Below are 18,404 nucleotides of genomic sequence, written 5' to 3' on the forward strand. Positions count from 1 at the left end.
CGCTTCTCGCTTCTCGCTTCTCGCTATGCGCCAGGCGGCATCGCTAAACTGTCGGCAATCAACTGAATCAAGTGGTCTTCTACCGCGAAGCGTGTCTCAATGATTTCCCCAATCAAAGACATATCTTCATCAAAATCAGCCAGTTCATCTTCGGCTGAAACATCAGAGTATTTGTCGGTAAAGTTCAACAACGGCTCAGTAGTGAGGACGATCTTCGCGTAAGTCTGGTTTATTTCATCTGTCGCGACAAAGCCCGTGGCTTTCCACTTATCCATCACCATATCGTAGATTTTAAAGTGACCTTCGGAGATATAATCAACAAGGTGTTGGCAGAAGTGCTGAAGTTCGTCAGGGGAAGGGAGTTCAATGACATTGGATTTCGAACAAGGTTGCAGTGCTGCAAGCTTACAATATTCGACAATCAGAGATTGTCTCGTTTCCAGCCAATGGTCAATAACGTCACTGGAACCGCCCCATTGGTCTTGTGTTTGTTTGAATTTTTTTAGCATGACCATGCCCTCATGATCTGATCGCCCATTGGCGAACGTATCCTTTGCAAAGCAAAGTTAGTAAAGTGATTACAAACTCTTGTCCTTACTAGAATTTATAGTTGCAAATTTGGCGAACGACAAACTCTGGTATGAAATTAGATTGCCAGTAAAATGAATGAACTTCAAGCAAAGGGACGCTGTAATGTTAAGAAAAGGTGAAGTTAACCGTACGAAAAACGCCTATTGGTGTGTTGTCTCAGGAAGCGATGTTTGGCTGGTGGATGGTGCTATACCATTTGGCAATGCAGAGCAGTTCTCACTGCCAGAAGCGAGTGCAAGGCAGATAGGTGAATACCAAAATGCCCCAGTGATGTGGGTAAATCTGTCGGATTTAGACCACGATTTAGAACTGGTGTCTCTGCGTGATTGTCTGCATTTCCCAGAGGCACTCTTCTTGCTGATCAGCAAAGCGATTCAATATGGGCACATGACACAAAGCCTTCGCTTTTGCCCCCAGTGTGGTGGTCGAAACTTTCTCAATAACAACCAGCTAGCGATGCAGTGTGGTGAGTGTCGTACTTTGCACTATCCGCGTATTTTCCCGTGCATCATTGTCGCTGTGCGCAAAGATAACCAGATTTTGTTGGCACAGCATCCTCGTCATCGAAATGGCATGTACACCGTCATTGCGGGCTTTTTAGAAGTGGGAGAAACCCTAGAAGAATGTGTCGCTCGTGAAGTACACGAAGAAACCGGCGTACACGTTAAAAATATTCGCTATTTTGGCAGCCAACCATGGGCCTTCCCATCCAGCATGATGATGGCATTTCTAGCAGATTACGAGTCTGGTGAATTGAATCCTGATTACACTGAGTTGTCTGATGCACAATGGTTTGGCATTGATGAGATGCCGCCGGTTGCACCAGAAGGGACAATTGCTCGAGCTCTTATCGAGCAAACGCGACAAGATATCGAATCTAATTCGCTGAAAAATAGATAAAAAAAACCCTCCGAGAGGGAGGGGGTAAGTAAGATGTCGTTATGAGATGCTGAGTACCGGGTACTCAGTTTATAATTGTAGTTTTCGCTAGCGAACAAATTTTTAACACTGATACCGACTGGGTGCAAATTAAGCACTGATTTAAAAGTTAATAACTTGATCCAGGTTGCAAAGCACACAGCTATTAGCCTTAAATCAGTGATAGAATACCCCCTTTCAAAGAAAGCCTAACAATTGGAATTACGGAATGACTGAATTAAAAAATGATCGTTATCTGCGTGCCCTTCTAAAAGAGCCAGTAGATTACACGCCAGTATGGATGATGCGTCAGGCAGGTCGTTACCTACCAGAATACAAAGCAACTCGTGCGCAAGCGGGCGATTTCATGTCTTTGTGTAAAAACGCGGAGTTGGCGTCAGAAGTAACGCTTCAACCACTACGCCGTTTTCCTCTTGATGCAGCGATCTTGTTCTCTGACATCCTAACTATCCCAGATGCAATGGGCTTAGAACTTCGCTTTGCTGCGGGTGAAGGTCCGGTTTTCGATAAGCCTATCACTTGCAAAGCTGACGTAGAAAAGATCGGCCTGCCAGATCCAGAAGGCGAGCTGCAATACGTAATGAACGCAGTGCGTCAAATCCGTAAAGACTTGAACGGTGACGTTCCACTGATTGGCTTCTCTGGTAGCCCATGGACACTGGCGACTTACATGGTTGAAGGTGGTAGCTCTAAAGCGTTCACTAAGATCAAGAAGATGATGTACGCAGAACCGCAAACTCTGCACTTACTTCTAGATAAGCTAGCAGACAGCGTTATCGAGTACCTAAACGCGCAAATTAAAGCGGGTGCGCAGTCGGTGATGGTATTTGATACATGGGGCGGTGTACTGACTCCTCGTGACTATAACCTGTTCTCACTACAATACATGCACAAGATTGTAGATGGCCTGATTCGTGAAAACGACGGTCGTCGCGTACCAGTAACGTTGTTTACTAAGAACGGTGGCATGTGGCTTGAGCAAATCGCAGCAACGGGCTGTGATGCGGTAGGTCTAGACTGGACTATCAACATCGCAGACGCAAAAGCGCGTATCGGCGATAAAGTGGCTCTACAAGGTAATATGGACCCATCAATGCTTTACGCTTCACCAGAGCGTATCCGTGAAGAAGTCGCGGGTATTCTAGAAGGCTTTGGTGATGCAGGTACTGGTCACGTGTTCAACCTAGGTCACGGTATCCATTTGGATGTGCCGCCAGAAAACGCGGGTGTATTTGTGGAAGCGGTACACGAGCTATCTAAGCCGTACCACAAGTAACTTCGACTTTTTTAAATCAAATACCGGCAACCAGTGCCGGTATTTTTTTATCTGAAACTCAAGGCTGTACAGCTCTGGTAGCATTTGGTCTACCATGATCTAATTACTATTCAAGCTGTGCGTTAGACATTAAAATTGATTATAAACAATGGTTTATGATCACAGTTCTTGTGCGCTAATTTTCTTGTACAGATAAACAAGTAATTAGATCATGGGTAACCTAAAGCATCGAATGAACGCGTTTTTTAAGGTATGGCACGACGTCAGACTCAAACCAAGGATTCTTCTTTAGCCATAATGTGTTGCGTGGAGAGGGGTGAGGAAGCGGGATAAAGTCCGGTTCCCAATCCTGCCATTGCTGAACGGTTTGCGTGAGTGTCTTTGGTTTGCTTGTGAGGTAGTACTGCTGTGAGTACTGACCAATCAGCAGTGTCAGCTCTATATTGGGCAACTGCTCAAGAATCTTTTTATGCCAAGCGGGCGCACACTCTTTGCGAGGAGGCAAATCGCCTGAGTTCCCCTTACCTGGATAGCAGAAACCCATCGGGACAATGGCTATTTTGTTTGGGTCGTAGAAAGTGTCTTTGTCGATATCGAGCCAGTGGCGTAACCGATCGCCGCTTGGATCGTTCCAAGGTATCGAGGTTTTGTGCACACGTGTCCCCGGCGCTTGTCCGATTATTAGTATGCGTGCGTCTTTTGCAGCTTGCACGACAGGGTTTGCGCCCAAAGGTAAATCGTCTGCGCAAATCTGGCAGGCCCGTACTTGCTTTAGCAGTGTTTCTAAAGACATAAGATGGTTAATACCCTTTATCGAAATCGACCTGATTAGTTAGAGAGAAACCGTCCCTCCAACTCAAGTAGTTGTCTGCAAAAATGTCGACTACTTGCTCAGGGAAACTTAGCGCCGCGATATGAGGAGTGATGGTTACTTGCGGAAGTTTCCAAAACGGATGTTGCGGTAAAAGTGGCTCTTGTTCAAACACATCGAGAAAAGCATGTTCGACCCAGCGATTTTTTAGTGCGAGCAACAGACCTGCATCATCAATCACATCGCCTCTTCCAACATTAAATAGCAATGCCTGATTAAGATGGCTTAACACTTCACTATTGAGCAAACGTTGCGTCTCTGGCGTGCTCGGCAGCGTATTTACCACGATATCCGCTTGGTGAAAGGCGCTGGCGAGTTCATTGATATGAAAAGTTTGATTGAATTCACCGCCAGAAGTAGGGATGCCAGTACGATTGATCCCTATGGCTTTCATGCCCATCAATTGTGCCGTTTTACCCAAATGACTGCCGATGCTGCCGGTGCCGAGAATCACCATGGTTTTGCTTTGTAGCGAGGTATACAGATGCGGCTGCCATTGTTTGCTCTGTTGCTGCTGGTGGTATTGCATGAAGTGACGGAAGTGAGCAATGCTGTAACCAATCACGTACTCAGCAATCAATGGACCAAAAATACCGCGAACATTAGTCAGGGTATAATCTCGGCGTAGATTCGGCATCATCAGAGCATTCACTCCTGCAAATGTTGATTGCACCCACTCAAGCTGTGAAAACTCGTCTAACCTTTGTGATAGTAATGGTGGATCCGCCAGTACGATCTGAGCATCTTGAGGTTTGTTTGTGATGGCCAGATCGGGCAGATTTTTCTCCGCCAGTAACGTTTCGTAGGTGTCGCGATGCTCTGAGAGCAGGAAAATCTGATTTGGATGCTGCATTAACTTTTTTCCCTGTGATGAATCAAGTACACTTTCGCTGATTTTTTCTTCAATGATTGAGTGACTATGCTTAAGAATCCTCTTCAGGTTCGTTTGGAAAAACTAGAACCTTGGCAACAAATTACCTTCATGGCGTGCCTGTGTGAACGCATGTATCCAAACTATGCGATGTTTTGTGAGAATACAGAATTTGCTGAGCCACGTGCTTACCGAGCGATTCTTGATAGTGTATGGGAAATTCTGACGGTTAAGAACGCGAAAATTAACTTCGAACGTCAATTAGAGAAGTTAGAAGAGTTGTTCCCAAGTGCAGATGAGTTCGATTTTTACGGTGTTTATCCTGCGATGGATGCTTGTCAGAGCTTGTCGACACTGCTGCATGGTCTGTTGGATCGCGACTACCTTTTCGATTCAATGCTTAAAGTGAGCCAACAGTCGGTACAAACCGTTGCGGACCTAGAACAAGCACAAGGCGCAGAGCCAATCACAAACGACAACCAAAAAGAAAATGAAGCCGTGTGTGAAGAGTGGGATGTTCAGTGGGCTATCTTCCGTCCACTACGTGAAGCGGTAGAGCGTGACATCAGCCTGATTAAAGATTTGCGTGAAGAGCTACGCGAAGAAGCCGTGAGCAACATCGGCATTGCACTTTAATTGTTGAATAGATAAAACAAAGGCATCCATGGTGGATGCCTTTTTTATTTGTGCGTTTGAGCTGTTACGCCCAAGGCTGATTACGATTCTTTAGAGTCTGGTTTGGTTGGCTCTTGAGCTTCTGGCTCTTTGTCCTGTTTCTCCAGTTGTTCCTCTTCTTCATCGTCATCGCGGCTTTCAATTACGCCGTGCTTTTCTTTCCAGCTTTCCCAACGTTGGTAAGCCAGTTCTTGCATGTCTGTGCTCTTATCCGCTTCATCGATGATCTCTTCACCCAGTAGGTGCTCAAAGATGTCCTCTAGCGTCACAAGACCTTGTACCGTGCCGTATTCGTCAACCACAAGCGCCAGTTGTAGGCGGTGAGTCATCATTTGGTCGAACACTTTTGGCAGAGCCGTATTATTCAAGACAACTTGGATAGGGCGCATGACCGAACCAAGTTGTTTTTGGCCGCTGCCCGATTGTTGCAGCTTGAACAGCTCTAGACGGTGCACAAAACCAATGATGTTGTCTTTCTGCTCGCTGTAAACCAGTGGGCGAGAGAAAGGCGTCTCCTTGTGCTTCTCTAGGAAGTCATTGATGGTCATCGTCGCGTCTACACGGAATACGACCGGACGCGGTGTCATGACTTGTGTTACTGGTACGTCTTGGATGCCTAGCAGGTTACTCAGGATTTTTGATTCACCCTCTGCGAACTCGCCGCTTTCTTTCGCCAGAATTGCCATTGCTGACAACTCATCACGCATTTTTGGTGCTTCGTGGTTACGAGCAAGACGTTTTGTGATTTGCTCTGAGAACCATACGAATGGTGTTAGTGCCCACACCATCCAGCGAAGTGAAACCGCTGCAGCTGGTGCAAGTTGGCGCCAGTATGTCGCACCAATTGTCTTAGGTACGATTTCTGATAGAACAAGAATCGCTAGTGTCAGTACTGCAGAGAAGATACCTAGCGCTTCGCTACCAAATACCACTGCCGCTTGCGCACCAGCCGTCGCCGCACCGATGGTGTGAGCAATGGTGTTTAGCGTCAAGATAGAAGCAAGTGGTCGGTCGATGTCTGCTTTTAGCTTTTCTAGCTGAGCAGAAGCCGGGTGCCCCTGTTGTTTGAGCTGCGCAATGAAGCTCGGACTGATACTTAGAAGTACCGCCTCCAGTACCGAACAGATAAACGAAATGCCGATAGCAATAGAGATATAAATGGATAACAGCAGCATAGTTGCCCTTGAATGTAATGTGATAGTCGGGATTTTAAGCGATTATAACCGCAAAAGTGCCTTATAAATCGGTCTTATTGCATTAGAAAGCAAGAGCTTTCCTCGTGCAAGTAGTAACAAATTGTGAGTTATTACTCATATTATGGCTAAAACTGCGTCAGAAAATCGAAAGATCGCTTACAAACCTTTGCCAGATGGGGCATTTATGTTTTAGAGTGAGATGAATTCGATAACATATGAGAAGGGAAACCTAATGAACAAGACCCAATTAATCGACTTTATTGCAGAGAAAGCAGACCTATCTAAAGCACAAGCTAAAGCTGCTCTTGAAGCAACTCTTGAGGGTGTTACTGGCGCTCTTAAAGAGGGTGACCAAGTTCAACTAATTGGTTTTGGTACATTCAAAGTAAACCACCGCGCTGCACGTACTGGTCGTAACCCTAAGACTGGTGACGAGATTCAAATCGCAGCAGCTAACGTACCTGCATTCGTAGCAGGTAAAGCGCTGAAAGAATCAGTAAACTAAGTTAAAATGCACCGAGGTATCCTGCCTCGGTGCAATTTCATGAAAAAACATCTATTCACTTCACTCCTACTATCAAGCCTTGCTCTTGTTGGCTGTTCTTCTGTAGAAACCCCAAATCTAGACCAATTTACCCATTTCTCTGGCGGGAAAGTCATGGGTGATGCCACCAGTTTATATTGGATGACTGAGCGTCTAACACGTGTTAGTACGGCAGCAGACTATGTCACGATGGGCGATTACGGTTCATATCAGAGTGATTATCGTTGGGATGACGGTGAACTCAGAGAGTTGATTCGAAAAGGTGAGCAACTCGATGCCAAACAAGGATTGGTGCCTTTTCAAATCCACATTCGATTTAATAAAGATGGCGACGCGATTTATCAGCAGTACCGTGTGAATGGAAAAGTGTTGCCTTTACAACGTGATCAATTAGAGCGTTACAAGCAAGAGGCGAACGATGTCGTTACGTCTATCAAGAAACAATCTCGTGATGGCCAGAGCCTAATCCAAGGGTATTGGGATGGCGAAACGTTCGAAACCTGCAAAGGTCGTGAGTTTGCTACGCTAGAGTTTAACCAGACCCTGCCTAAGTTTGTGATTGATAGATTGGCGTCAGTGGACAGCTACATAGCGTTTATCGGTAAAGAGTCACGTAATACCGCTACGGTGGATGAACTGCTGATGCTTAATGATGATGACTTTGATTGTGTACCGCGACCAAAGTTGATCTCTGAATAAACATGGCTTCGAGCTGTCTCATTCTCAATTCTCGAACAAGAACAATAAAAAAGGCGCTGAGTGCGCCTTTTGTCGTTTTAGCCAACTGAAGTTGTTTTTATTTTTCTTGCTCACGTGCAATTGCACGGTAGCCGATATCGTTGCGATGGAACATGCCATCCCAACTGATCTGTTTTGCAAGCTCGTATGCACGCTGCTGCGCTTCTGATACGCTGTTGCCAAGTGCTGTTGCACAAAGAACGCGACCACCGTTTGTCACGATTTCGCCGTCTTTGTTATCTGTACCAGCATGGAAGACTTTTTCGCCTTCAATTTCAACTTGTGGCAGACCCGAAATTACGTCGCCTTTGTTGTACGCTGCTGGGTAACCACCGGCTGCTAGCACGATACCAATCGATGCTCGTGGATCCCACTTCGATTCCGCTTGATCCAGTTTCTCGTCGATTGCCGCTAGGCACAGATCAACAAGATCCGATTCCATGCGCATCATGATAGGTTGCGTCTCAGGATCACCGAAGCGGCAGTTGTACTCGATTACTTTCGGAGTGCCGTCTTTGTCGATCATAAGACCCGCGTATAGGAAACCAGTGTAAGGGTTACCTTCAGCGGCCATGCCACGAACCGTTGGGTAAATCACTTCTTCCATAATGCGGTTATGGATTTCCTGTGTTACCACGGGAGCTGGAGAGTATGCACCCATGCCACCGGTGTTAGGACCAGTATCTTTGTCGCCTACGCGTTTGTGGTCTTGGCTGGTGGCCATTGGTAGAACGTTCTCACCATCCACCATCACGATGAAGCTTGCTTCTTCACCATCTAGGAACTCTTCGATAACGACACGACTACCAGCATCACCAAATGCGTTGCCTGCTAGCATGTCTTTGATTGCGTCTTCAGCTTCTTCTAGTGTCATCGCTACGATAACGCCTTTACCAGCAGCAAGGCCGTCAGCTTTTACTACAATCGGCGCACCTTGTTCACGTACGTAAGCAAGAGCTGGCTCGATTTCAGTGAAGTTCGCGTAGGCACCCGTTGGGATTTGGTGACGAGCAAGGAAGTCTTTGGTAAACGCTTTAGAGCCTTCAAGTTGCGCAGCCGCTTGTGTTGGGCCGAAGATTGGCAAACCTGCTTCGCGGAAAGCATCAACCACACCGATAACCAGTGGAGCTTCAGGGCCAACAATGGTTAGCTCGATAGCTTTCTCTTTTGCAAAAGCAACCAGACCTGCGATGTCTTCTACTGCAATGTTTACGTTCTCTAGTTTAGGCTCTAGTGCTGTACCTGCGTTACCTGGAGCCACGAAGATAGTCTCAACATTTGGGTTTTGTGCCGCTTTCCAACCTAATGCGTGTTCACGACCGCCTGAACCAATGATAAGAATATTCATAATATTTCCTTTGATTTCGCTCCTCCCCTTATTAAGGGGAGGTTGGGAGGGGTAAGTCGTGTACGTACAACAGACCCCCTCTAACTCCCCCTTGGTAAGGGGGAGGACCAAAACTAATTAGTGGCGGAAGTGACGCATACCTGTGAAGATCATCGCCATGCCGTGTTCGTCTGCTGCTGCGATAACTTCGTCATCACGCATAGAACCACCGGGTTGGATAACACACTTGATGCCTGCTTCTGCAGCCGCGTCGATACCGTCACGGAATGGGAAGAATGCATCTGATGCCATTACACAACCTTCAACCTGTAGACCTTCGTCTGCAGCTTTGATGCCTGCGATTTTCGCAGAGTAAACACGGCTCATTTGGCCTGCGCCTACACCGATAGTCATGTCGCCTTTCGAGTAAACGATCGCGTTAGATTTCACGTATTTCGCTACTTTCCAGCAGAACAGTGCATCTTTCAGCTCTTCTTCTGTTGGCTGGCGCTTAGAAACCACTTTTAGGTCGTCTAGGCTTACCATACCTTGGTCACGGTCTTGAACCAGTAGGCCGCCATTCACGCGTTTCACGTCAAAGCCAGTTGTCTTAGTTGTCCATTCGCCACACTCAAGTAGACGCACGTTCTTCTTCGCTGCAACCACTTCAATCGCTTCTGCAGAAACAGAAGGTGCGATGATTACTTCAACGAATTGACGCTCAACAATAGCGGCTGCTGTTTCAGCATCTAGCTCTTGGTTGAATGCAATGATGCCGCCGAATGCAGATGTTGGGTCAGTTTGGTAAGCGCGGTTGTACGCTTCTAGAATATCTTTACCTAGAGCTACACCACATGGGTTCGCGTGTTTTACGATCACACATGCTGGCTCGTTGAACTCTTTCACACATTCAAGCGCTGCGTCAGTGTCTGCGATGTTGTTGTAAGAAAGGGCTTTACCTTGGATTTGGCGAGCAGTAGAAACAGATGCTTCTTGTGGGTTGGCTTCAACGTAGAATGCGGCTGCTTGGTGGCTGTTTTCACCGTAGCGCATATCCTGCTTCTTCTCGAATTGCTGGTTGAAAGTACGTGGGAATTTAGACTCGTCATCACCTTCTTTGTTCTCACCGTAAGATGGAACCATAGTGCCGAAGTAGTTTGCGATCATGCCGTCGTAAGAAGCCGTGTGTTCGAATGCTGCGATAGCAAGGTCGAAACGAGTTTCTAGCGTTAGAGATTTCTCGTTCGCGTCCATTTCAGCGATAACACGGTTGTAGTCGTGAGCGTTCACAACGATAGTCACGTCTTTGTGGTTTTTCGCTGCAGAGCGAACCATTGTTGGACCACCGATGTCGATGTTCTCAACCGCATCAGCAAGCGTACAGCCTTCTTTAGCAACGGTTTCTGCGAATGGGTATAGGTTAACGACAACCATATCGATAGGGTTGATGCCGTGCTTTTCCATCACGTCATCGTCTTGGCCACGACGACCCAGCACACCACCGTGAACTTTTGGGTGAAGCGTTTTAACGCGACCATCCATCATTTCTGGGAAACCAGTGTAGTCAGAGACTTCAGTTACTGCGATGCCTTGCTCTGCAAGTAGACGAGCAGTACCACCAGTAGATAGGATATCGACACCGCGCTCAACAAGAGCTTGTGCAAACTCAACAATACCTGTTTTGTCTGATACGCTGATAAGCGCACGGCGAATAGGACGAGCGTTATTCATGCTTCCATTTTCCTCAAATTCACGGAGTTAAAGATGTTTGCCAAAAATGAACTTGTTTTCACCTCTTGGGGTAAAATATTGGCCAGTTTTGGTAAAGACCTTTGCGGGCGTTTTCATGCTTAGAAAACAGTCTCCACTATTTGATGGCGCGTATTCTAACCAATTTATTACAAAAAAGCTCGCGCAATCGTTTGGCATCTCAAAAATAATTGCAAAAAACTCGATTTTTAGCTTTAAAGGTAACGAGATAGTTAATAAGGAAAGTTATGTTTCAGATTGGTGAACTGGCAAAACGTTGTGGTGTAACCGCCGATACACTCCGTTTCTATGAGAAAAATGCGTTAATAACACCCGCAGGGCGAAGTGAATCGGGCTATCGCTTATATAACGAAGAGAACCAGAAGCAGGTGCGCTTTATTCTAAAAGCGAAAGAGCTTGGCCTAAGTCTAGAAGAAATAAAAGAGCTGTTAGGGATCAAATTAGAGGCGACAGAACACAGTTGTGCAGAGGTAAAAGCCATCACTTCTGCAAAGTTAACTTTAATTGATGAGAAGATTGCTGAACTGAGCAAAATCCGTACTGCTTTAAAGAAGATAAACGACGCGTGTTGCGGGCATAACAACGACGATGCCAGCCATTGTTCTATCTTAGCAGCCCTTGAATAGTCTCATTTTTGCGTCATTTAATTTAAGTTTGCATTTTTGGCGGCTTGCTTTTCTAGGTTCAAGCCGTTTTCCCACCTATAATCTCGGCTTTAGTCGACTGTAAGAATGTGTAGTCCCCTCTATTCCTAAAGCGACGCTGTCTATCAGATACGAGAGTTTTCATACATGGTTGGAGTCTATTTTCAAATCAATGACTGGGTTTTGAGCGTTGATGAAAATAAGCTGTATCGACAAGACAGGGAAGTTACCGTTGAGCCACGCTTAATAAACCTACTGCATTTTCTTGCTGAGCACGCCAGTGAAGTGTTCAATCGCGAAGAGCTGATCCAATATGTTTGGGCTGGTGCGATTGTGACGGATCAAGTCGTAACACAGTCGATCTTCGAACTGCGTAAACTTCTGCGAGATGGTCGAGAAGAAAACATCAGCTACGTGATCACTGTGCCTAAGCGTGGTTACAAGCTGGTGGCGAATGTGACCCCAATGACACACGAGGAGTTCCTTGCAAGTCGTCATTGTGATGCCGAAATCCTTCCTCCTGTTGTTGAAGAAACAGAAGAAGAACTGCCAGAAGCGCCAGCACCAACTATCGCATTCCCAGCAGGGCCTTTAACTCGCGCCGTATGCGAGATGTCGAAAGAGAAAAAAGCGCCGCGTAAACCGAACAAAATCAGCCCGTGGCGATTGGGCTTTATGAACTTTATCTGGATCAGTATTTTGGTCGTGGTGATGGGGGTGTTTACCTATAAGCAGTCAGAAGTGCGCATCACGCAAGCCATTGATACCCACCTTATTGAGTTCAAGTTTCAAGATAACTTCAGCAAAGAAGGTCGAAGTTATGACTTAGCAGATGGCTTTGCGCAGAAGTTGATGGCTGATGTGGCTCAAGTGAGTGACTATCGTGTCATGCTCAAGAAAGCTTCCTTTACCACGGGTATCGTTCCGGGGAAATCTGTGGTCGTTCGCGTCAAAGAAAATGATGGTGGCAGCTTCCTTGAAGTGGAATACCGCAACAACTCTTCAGAGAAAGTGCTGTTTAGCCGTCAGTACGCATTAACTAACAGCCACTTAAAGTCCGTGATGCAACAAGCGTCTTTGGATTTGATGCGAGTATTGAAAGTACCAGATGCAAAACTGAAGTCCAAAGTGCTGGTGGCGGGTATGCCAATGAACCCAGACGCATTGGAGTTGTTTGTTGAAGCAAACCACTACTTGAACGTATCGGATGCGAATCAATTCCAGCATGGTATCGACTTGATGGAGAAAATCCTCGAGATTGAACCAGATAATGCTTATGTTCAATCGGAGCTTCTCATTGCTTACCATGTGCAAAAAGCACTCGATCCTGCATTGGAACTAAGAAAGAGCAGGGTTCAGCAGTTAAGTGATAAGCTGGAAGCCAACGCTAAGATGATGGTTGGGCCTATTCAGCCACGTATTTATGAAGCGTTAGCTCTGCATGAGACGATCACTGGTGACATTGATTTAGCTAAGCGACATTTGAATCAAGCATTAGACGTTCGTGATTCGGTATTGTCTTACGTGATTCGAGGTAAGCACGCTGAGCTGGATGGTGATTTGGATTGGGCAAGTGAGTCCTACAGCGAAGCCTTCTATATTGATACATCCGTAGAAACTTACTTATTGTGCGAGAACTTGGTTTTTCCAAGTAACATGAAGGCGATTGATTACGCTATGTATCGCGCAGTACACCCTTCCGTGGTTCGTATGCTGTAAACAGCCACCATCTAACAAGTAAAGATATCTTTAGCCCTTCATTTCGGTGAGGGGCTTTTTTTGTATCTGCCTCTTGTGTGTGCTTCTTACCTCTATTGCTACTAATAATGCTTGCTATAGAAGAGGAGAGGGCTTTTCATTTTCTATTTTCTATTTTCTATTTTCTATTTTCTATTCTCTATTCTCAACACCTTGGCATTCTGCTTCTTACTTCTTACTTCTTACTTCCTGTCTTAGTGCCGCTTCATATCGAGCTTTTGGGTTTCGGCCTTAGCCTTGCGTATTTAAAACCGATCACAAATATGCAGTTGTTTATGTGTAATAACGCTTGTACTTATGCATCGCTGAGTAAAAGAGGAGGGGAAGTTTGATGTAAGTCAATTGGTCAATAAGGGTAGGAAAAGTCTGCATCAACAGTTCGGGTAATCAGGATAGGGTTAGCTTGATGTTGATAGCGGTTGATAAGGTTGATGGAAAATTTGTTGAGGTTGATGTTTTTAGCTTTTCGACATGAGTGCTTTAGTTTTTTATCTTAAGTTACTGTATATGCTGGCTTTATGTTTTTTAGTTTATCAGGTTTATCTCAACTTTATACCGATGGGCTAATTGTTTTATTGATAACCCCAAGTTTATTTTTTTCCCAGTTTTTGGGCGTAGTCTTCACTTCGAAATTTAGCGAGGTCGAGCAGGTTCTTCCTCATAGCATCTCGCTAATAACCATTCAGTTTGAGTCATGTTGACTCGAGTAGAATAGATTTGGAGATGTTATGTCATCGAATGCGAAAAAAATCGGCCTTATTGCCTGTACGGGTGTCGTAGCCGGTAACATGATGGGTAGTGGTATTGCACTATTACCTTCTAGTCTTGCCTCTGTAGGCTCTGTTTCAATCTTCAGTTGGCTGATCTGTTTGGTCGGTGCACTGAGTCTGGCGTTCGTTTACGCTCGTCTGGCAACCAAAAACCCACAAGAAGGTGGTCCTATCGCTTATGCTGGCGAAGTGTCTCCGGTATTTGGTTTCCAAACGGGCGTTCTTTATTACCACGCGAACTGGATTGGTAACCTGGCTATTGCCATTACAGGTGTTTCTTACCTTTCAGTATTCTTCCCTGTGCTTAATAACCCAATCCCAGCAGGTATTGCGACGATTGCATCGGTATGGATCTTCACTTTCGTCAACCTACTTGGTGGTAGCTGGGTAAGCCGTCTATGTACGCTTGGTCTAGTTCTTATCCTTATCCCAGTTGTTGGTACAGCCGCATTTGGTTGGACGCACTTCGATACTGCGCTTTACAGCCAAAACTGGAACGTATCAGCAGGTACTGACAGCCACGCGGTAGTAACAGCGGTTCTTATCTGTCTATGGTCATTCGTAGGTGTGGAATCAGCAGCGGTATCGACTGGTATGGTAGAAAACCCTAAACGTACTGTACCACTAGCAACTATGTTGGGTACTGGTATCGCAGGTGTGATTTACATCCTATCAACTCAAATGATCAGCGGCATGTTCCCAGCGTCAGAAGTTGCGGCATCAGGCGCGCCATTTGCACTAGCAACCACTGAGCTATTCGGTAGCTGGACAGCACCATTCGTATCAGCATTCACAGCGCTAGCATGTTTCACTTCGCTAGGTTCTTGGATGATGCTAGTGGGTGAAGCAGGTAAACGCGCAGCAAACGACGGCAACTTCCCTAAAATCTACGGCGAAACTGACAAAAACGGTGTGCCTAAGAAAGGTCTAATCCTTGCGTCAATCAAGATGACTGCACTGATGGTTGTACTGATGTTCTTCAGCTCTAAAACAGCACACGCATCAGACCTATTCAACCAGCTAACAACTGACGCAGTTCTACTAACTATGCTGCCTTACTTCTACTCAAGCATTAACTTGATCCGCTTCGAAGGTATGACAACACGTAACGGCTTCGTAATGCTGTTCTCTGGTGTGGCTTGTCTGTTCTGCTTCATCGCACTAGCAGGTGCAGAGGGCGGTACGCTAACAGCAACCTTCATCGTGTCTCTAGTTATCTTGATGTTCTACAGCAAAAAAGCAGGTCTTGCTCAGTACGTGAAAATGCACGCTGACGACATGCCTGCCCAAGCAAGCAACTAATCCCCAAAACGCTGGCACTACGGTGCCAGCCCATAAAACCCAAATTCACGCGGCGCTCACCTTACTCATTGCCTGTAAATGGCAAAGAGCGCCCTCATTCGCCTTGGAGATGTCCAAATGAATATATTCGCTATCTTGAACCACATGGGTGTGTTCTTTAAAGAAGAGCCAGTTCGTCAACTTCACGCTGCTCTTGAGAAAGCGGGCTACGAAGTGGTTTACCCAGTAGATGATAAAGACTTGATCAAAATGATTGAGATGAACCCACGCATTTGCGGTGTGCTGTTCGACTGGGATAAATACTCACTAGAGCTATGTGAACGTATCAGCCAAATCAACGAAAAACTGCCTGTTCACGCATTTGCTAACGAACAGTCTACTCTAGACATTTCACTAACAGACCTACGTCTAAACGTGAGCTTCTTCGAGTACGCTTTAGGTATGGCTGACGATATCGCTATCAAAATCAACCAAGCGACTGAGGCATACAAAGATGCCATCATGCCTCCATTCACTAAAGCGTTATTCAAATACGTAGAAGAAGGTAAATACACCTTCTGTACTCCAGGTCACATGGGCGGTACTGCATTCCAGAAAAGCCCTGCTGGTAGCATCTTCTACGATTTTTACGGTCCAAACACATTCAAAGCGGACGTATCAATCTCAATGCCTGAGCTAGGTTCTCTACTAGACCACTCAGGTCCACATAAAGATGCAGAAGAATACATCGCACGCACATTCAATGCGGACAGCTCGTACATCGTAACTAACGGTACGTCTACATCGAACAAAATCGTTGGTATGTACTCAGCACCTGCGGGCAGCACAGTACTGATTGACCGTAACTGTCACAAATCTCTGACTCACCTAATGATGATGAGCGACGTGACACCAATCTACTTCCGTCCAACTCGTAACGCATACGGCATCCTTGGTGGTATCCCACAAAGCGAATTCAGCCGCGATGTAATCGCAGAGAAAGTGGCGAAAACACCAGGTGCAACAGCACCAACTTACGCAGTAGTGACTAACTCAACTTACGATGGTCTGTTGTACAACACGCAATTCATCAAAGAGTCGCTAGATTGTAAACACATCCACTTCGACAGTGCTTGGGTGCCTTACACTAACTTCAACCCAATTTACGAAGGTAAATGTGGTATGAGTGGTGAAGCGATGCCAGGCAAAGTGTTCTACGAAACACAATCAACACACAAACTGTTGGCTGCGTTCTCGCAAGCTTCAATGATTCACGTGAAAGGTGACTTTGATAAAGAATCTTTCAACGAAGCATTCATGATGCACACTTCAACTTCACCTCAGTACGGCATTGTTGCTTCTACTGAAACTGCAGCGGCAATGATGCGCGGCAACACTGGTAAGAAGTTGATGCAAGACTCTATCGATCGCGCAATCCGCTTCCGTAAAGAGATCAAACGTCTAGAAGCAGAAAGCGACAGCTGGTTCTTCGATGTATGGCAACCAGAAAACATCGATACCACAGAATGTTGGAAACTAGACCCTAGCGACACATGGCACGGCTTCAAGAACATGGATGACAACCACATGTATCTTGATCCAATCAAAGTAACGCTACTGACTCCGGGGATGAATAAAGAAGGCGAACTAGAAGAATCAGGTATTCCTGCTTCGCTGGTGGCTAAATTCCTAGACGAGCGCGGCATCGTGGTAGAGAAAACAGGTCCATACAACTTGTTGTTCCTATTCTCAATCGGTATCGACAAATCAAAAGCAATGCAATTGCTACGCGGTCTAACTGAATTTAAACGTGGCTACGACTTGAACCTAACCATCAAGAGCTTCCTACCTTCGCTATACAACGAAGACCCAAGCTTCTATGAAGGCATGCGCGTTCAAGAACTAGCACAAGCAATTCATGACCTAACTAAGAAATACAACCTACCAGAGCTAATGTACAAAGCGTTCGATGTTCTTCCAGAAATGAAAGTAACACCACACGCAGCATGGCAAGAAGAGCTTCGCGGTAACGTAGAAGAAATCAAACTGGAAGAAATGGTTGGCCGCGTAAGTGCGAACATGATCCTTCCTTACCCTCCAGGTGTGCCACTAGTACTTCCTGGTGAAATGGTGACTCAAGAGTCTCGCCCTGTGCTGGACTTCCTAGAGATGCTTTGTGAGATCGGTGCGCATTACCCAGGTTTCGAAACCGACATCCACGGTCTATACCAACAAAAAGATGGTAGCTACACCGTAAAAGTATTGAAGAACTAAGTTCCTCTCGAAGATGACGCCATTGGGAATGCAAGCATGCTCCACTCTTACGAGCTCAATGCGTCATCGAACAATAACGACATTTAGATATACCCCTAACTAATCTGTCGTAAAGAGAAGGGCAAGGATGCTCTGATCTTTTCTTCTATATATAGAAGAAACACTTTTCCAAGACTTCACCTGAAGTACCCCAAATAAAAAGCAAAGACCAAAAGAGCAGTTCGTCATCGTTCTGCTCTTTTTTTTCATCTTTATATAGGTAGAAAGAGAAAAAAGAACCAAGAGAGATAAGATCAGTAACCGAAATCACAAAGAAATAGGCGATCTTTTAATGCGGAAGTCAGGTATTTCTTCATGAAAAGATCCTCTACAACCCGAAATATTAGCCAAGATCGTTGAGTATCTATGCAGAATGCTCGTTATTTGTGCGGTTGAAAGTTTTTTTGAAAAAAACGCTTGTGCTAATTTCTCAACCCCCTATACTGCGCATCCACCGACACGGAGTGAGACGAAAGTCACACAGCGAGTCGGGAAGAGAGAAAAAAGAATTTGAAAAAATGCTTGACTCTCTCACGGTGTGAAGTAAGATACGCACCCCTAACGACGAGCAACTAAGTTGCTGAAAATGTTAGAAAAGCTCTTTAAAAATAAGAACCTATCAATCTGTGTGGGCACTCGTTGATGATAATCCAATTAGAAGCTTCGGCTTCAAATTAGGTTTCAATGATACGAAGTGACCATTGAATCGAAAGATTCAGCACAGTCAATTCAAACATTACTTATGTAATGTTCAGTATTCATTGAGCCGACAAAATCTTAAATTGAAGAGTTTGATCATGGCTCAGATTGAACGCTGGCGGCAGGCCTAACACATGCAAG

General features: G+C 45.6%; 15 protein-coding genes. 9 read left to right on the forward strand and 6 right to left on the reverse strand.

Features of this window, described 5'->3' with window-relative positions; all coding sequences use genetic code 11:
- Positions 1–23: 23 nt before the first annotated feature.
- The gene (locus KIT90_RS27445; RefSeq protein ID WP_005434886.1) at positions 24–515 is read right to left on the reverse strand and encodes an Rsd/AlgQ family anti-sigma factor; all 492 of its coding nucleotides are present in this window, start codon (positions 513–515) and stop codon (positions 24–26) included.
- A 178-nt stretch (positions 516–693) separates the two neighbouring features.
- Between KIT90_RS27445 and nudC the strand changes: the two genes are divergently transcribed.
- Positions 694–1,491: an NAD(+) diphosphatase gene (nudC, locus tag KIT90_RS27450; RefSeq protein ID WP_285379720.1), complete on the forward strand. Its 798-nt coding sequence runs from the start codon at positions 694–696 to the stop codon at positions 1,489–1,491.
- Between the two features lie 247 nt (positions 1,492–1,738).
- Positions 1,739–2,806, forward strand: coding sequence for a uroporphyrinogen decarboxylase (gene hemE / locus KIT90_RS27455; protein WP_005433634.1), 1,068 nt, complete (start codon positions 1,739–1,741; stop codon positions 2,804–2,806).
- Between the two features lie 220 nt (positions 2,807–3,026).
- On the opposite strand, the gene KIT90_RS27460 is transcribed toward hemE, so the two are convergent.
- Positions 3,027–3,599 (reverse strand): uracil-DNA glycosylase family protein, encoded by a 573-nt coding sequence (locus tag KIT90_RS27460; protein ID WP_199458319.1) that lies wholly within the window; start codon positions 3,597–3,599, stop codon positions 3,027–3,029.
- Between the two features lie 7 nt (positions 3,600–3,606).
- Positions 3,607–4,530, reverse strand: a complete 924-nt coding sequence (locus KIT90_RS27465; protein WP_285379722.1) for a D-2-hydroxyacid dehydrogenase — start codon at positions 4,528–4,530, stop codon at positions 3,607–3,609.
- 66 nt (positions 4,531–4,596) lie between these two features.
- Between KIT90_RS27465 and KIT90_RS27470 the strand changes: the two genes are divergently transcribed.
- Positions 4,597–5,184, forward strand: a complete 588-nt coding sequence (locus KIT90_RS27470; protein ID WP_005434878.1) for a YjaG family protein — start codon at positions 4,597–4,599, stop codon at positions 5,182–5,184.
- A gap of 80 nt (positions 5,185–5,264) precedes the next feature.
- Here the strand turns inward: KIT90_RS27470 and KIT90_RS27475 are convergent, their stop codons facing one another.
- A complete protein-coding gene (locus KIT90_RS27475; RefSeq protein ID WP_005434876.1) occupies positions 5,265–6,398 on the reverse strand; it encodes a CNNM domain-containing protein in 1,134 nt (377 codons plus the stop codon).
- Between the two features lie 253 nt (positions 6,399–6,651).
- Here KIT90_RS27475 and hupA point away from each other — a divergent pair, with 253 nt between their 5' ends.
- On the forward strand, positions 6,652–6,924 hold the full coding sequence (gene hupA / locus KIT90_RS27480) for a nucleoid-associated protein HU-alpha (protein WP_005433627.1): 273 nt from the start codon (positions 6,652–6,654) through the stop codon (positions 6,922–6,924).
- A gap of 39 nt (positions 6,925–6,963) precedes the next feature.
- Entirely contained in the window at positions 6,964–7,662 is a 699-nt protein-coding gene (locus tag KIT90_RS27485; protein ID WP_285379724.1) for a DUF1481 domain-containing protein, read from the forward strand.
- A 97-nt stretch (positions 7,663–7,759) separates the two neighbouring features.
- On the opposite strand, the gene purD is transcribed toward KIT90_RS27485, so the two are convergent.
- Together purD and purH are read right to left on the reverse strand one after the other, a co-directional pair.
- Complete coding sequence (purD, locus tag KIT90_RS27490; protein ID WP_285379726.1) at positions 7,760–9,049, reverse strand: phosphoribosylamine--glycine ligase; 1,290 nt, start codon at positions 9,047–9,049, stop codon at positions 7,760–7,762.
- A 117-nt stretch (positions 9,050–9,166) separates the two neighbouring features.
- Positions 9,167–10,759, reverse strand: a complete 1,593-nt coding sequence (gene purH, locus KIT90_RS27495; RefSeq protein ID WP_285379728.1) for a bifunctional phosphoribosylaminoimidazolecarboxamide formyltransferase/IMP cyclohydrolase — start codon at positions 10,757–10,759, stop codon at positions 9,167–9,169.
- Positions 10,760–11,025: 266 nt separating this feature from the next.
- Between purH and zntR the strand changes: the two genes are divergently transcribed.
- The 4 genes from zntR (at position 11,026) to KIT90_RS27515 (ending at position 17,525) form a co-directional block, all read left to right on the forward strand.
- Positions 11,026–11,424 (forward strand): Zn(2+)-responsive transcriptional regulator, encoded by a 399-nt coding sequence (zntR, locus tag KIT90_RS27500; protein ID WP_005434867.1) that lies wholly within the window; start codon positions 11,026–11,028, stop codon positions 11,422–11,424.
- A 165-nt stretch (positions 11,425–11,589) separates the two neighbouring features.
- Positions 11,590–13,161 carry a lysine decarboxylation/transport transcriptional activator CadC gene (gene cadC / locus KIT90_RS27505; RefSeq protein WP_038896212.1) on the forward strand — a complete coding sequence of 524 codons (1,572 nt, stop codon included), beginning with the start codon at positions 11,590–11,592 and terminating at the stop codon, positions 13,159–13,161.
- Positions 13,162–13,928: 767 nt separating this feature from the next.
- Entirely contained in the window at positions 13,929–15,272 is a 1,344-nt protein-coding gene (cadB, locus tag KIT90_RS27510) for a cadaverine/lysine antiporter (protein WP_005434864.1), read from the forward strand.
- A 117-nt stretch (positions 15,273–15,389) separates the two neighbouring features.
- The gene (locus tag KIT90_RS27515; RefSeq protein ID WP_005451159.1) at positions 15,390–17,525 is read left to right on the forward strand and encodes a lysine decarboxylase CadA; all 2,136 of its coding nucleotides are present in this window, start codon (positions 15,390–15,392) and stop codon (positions 17,523–17,525) included.
- The last annotated feature ends 879 nt before the right edge of the window (positions 17,526–18,404 follow it).

The sequence above is a fragment of the Vibrio sp. B172a genome (assembly GCF_030248355.1).
In the GTDB taxonomy this organism is placed as follows: Bacteria; Pseudomonadota; Gammaproteobacteria; order Enterobacterales; family Vibrionaceae; genus Vibrio; species Vibrio owensii.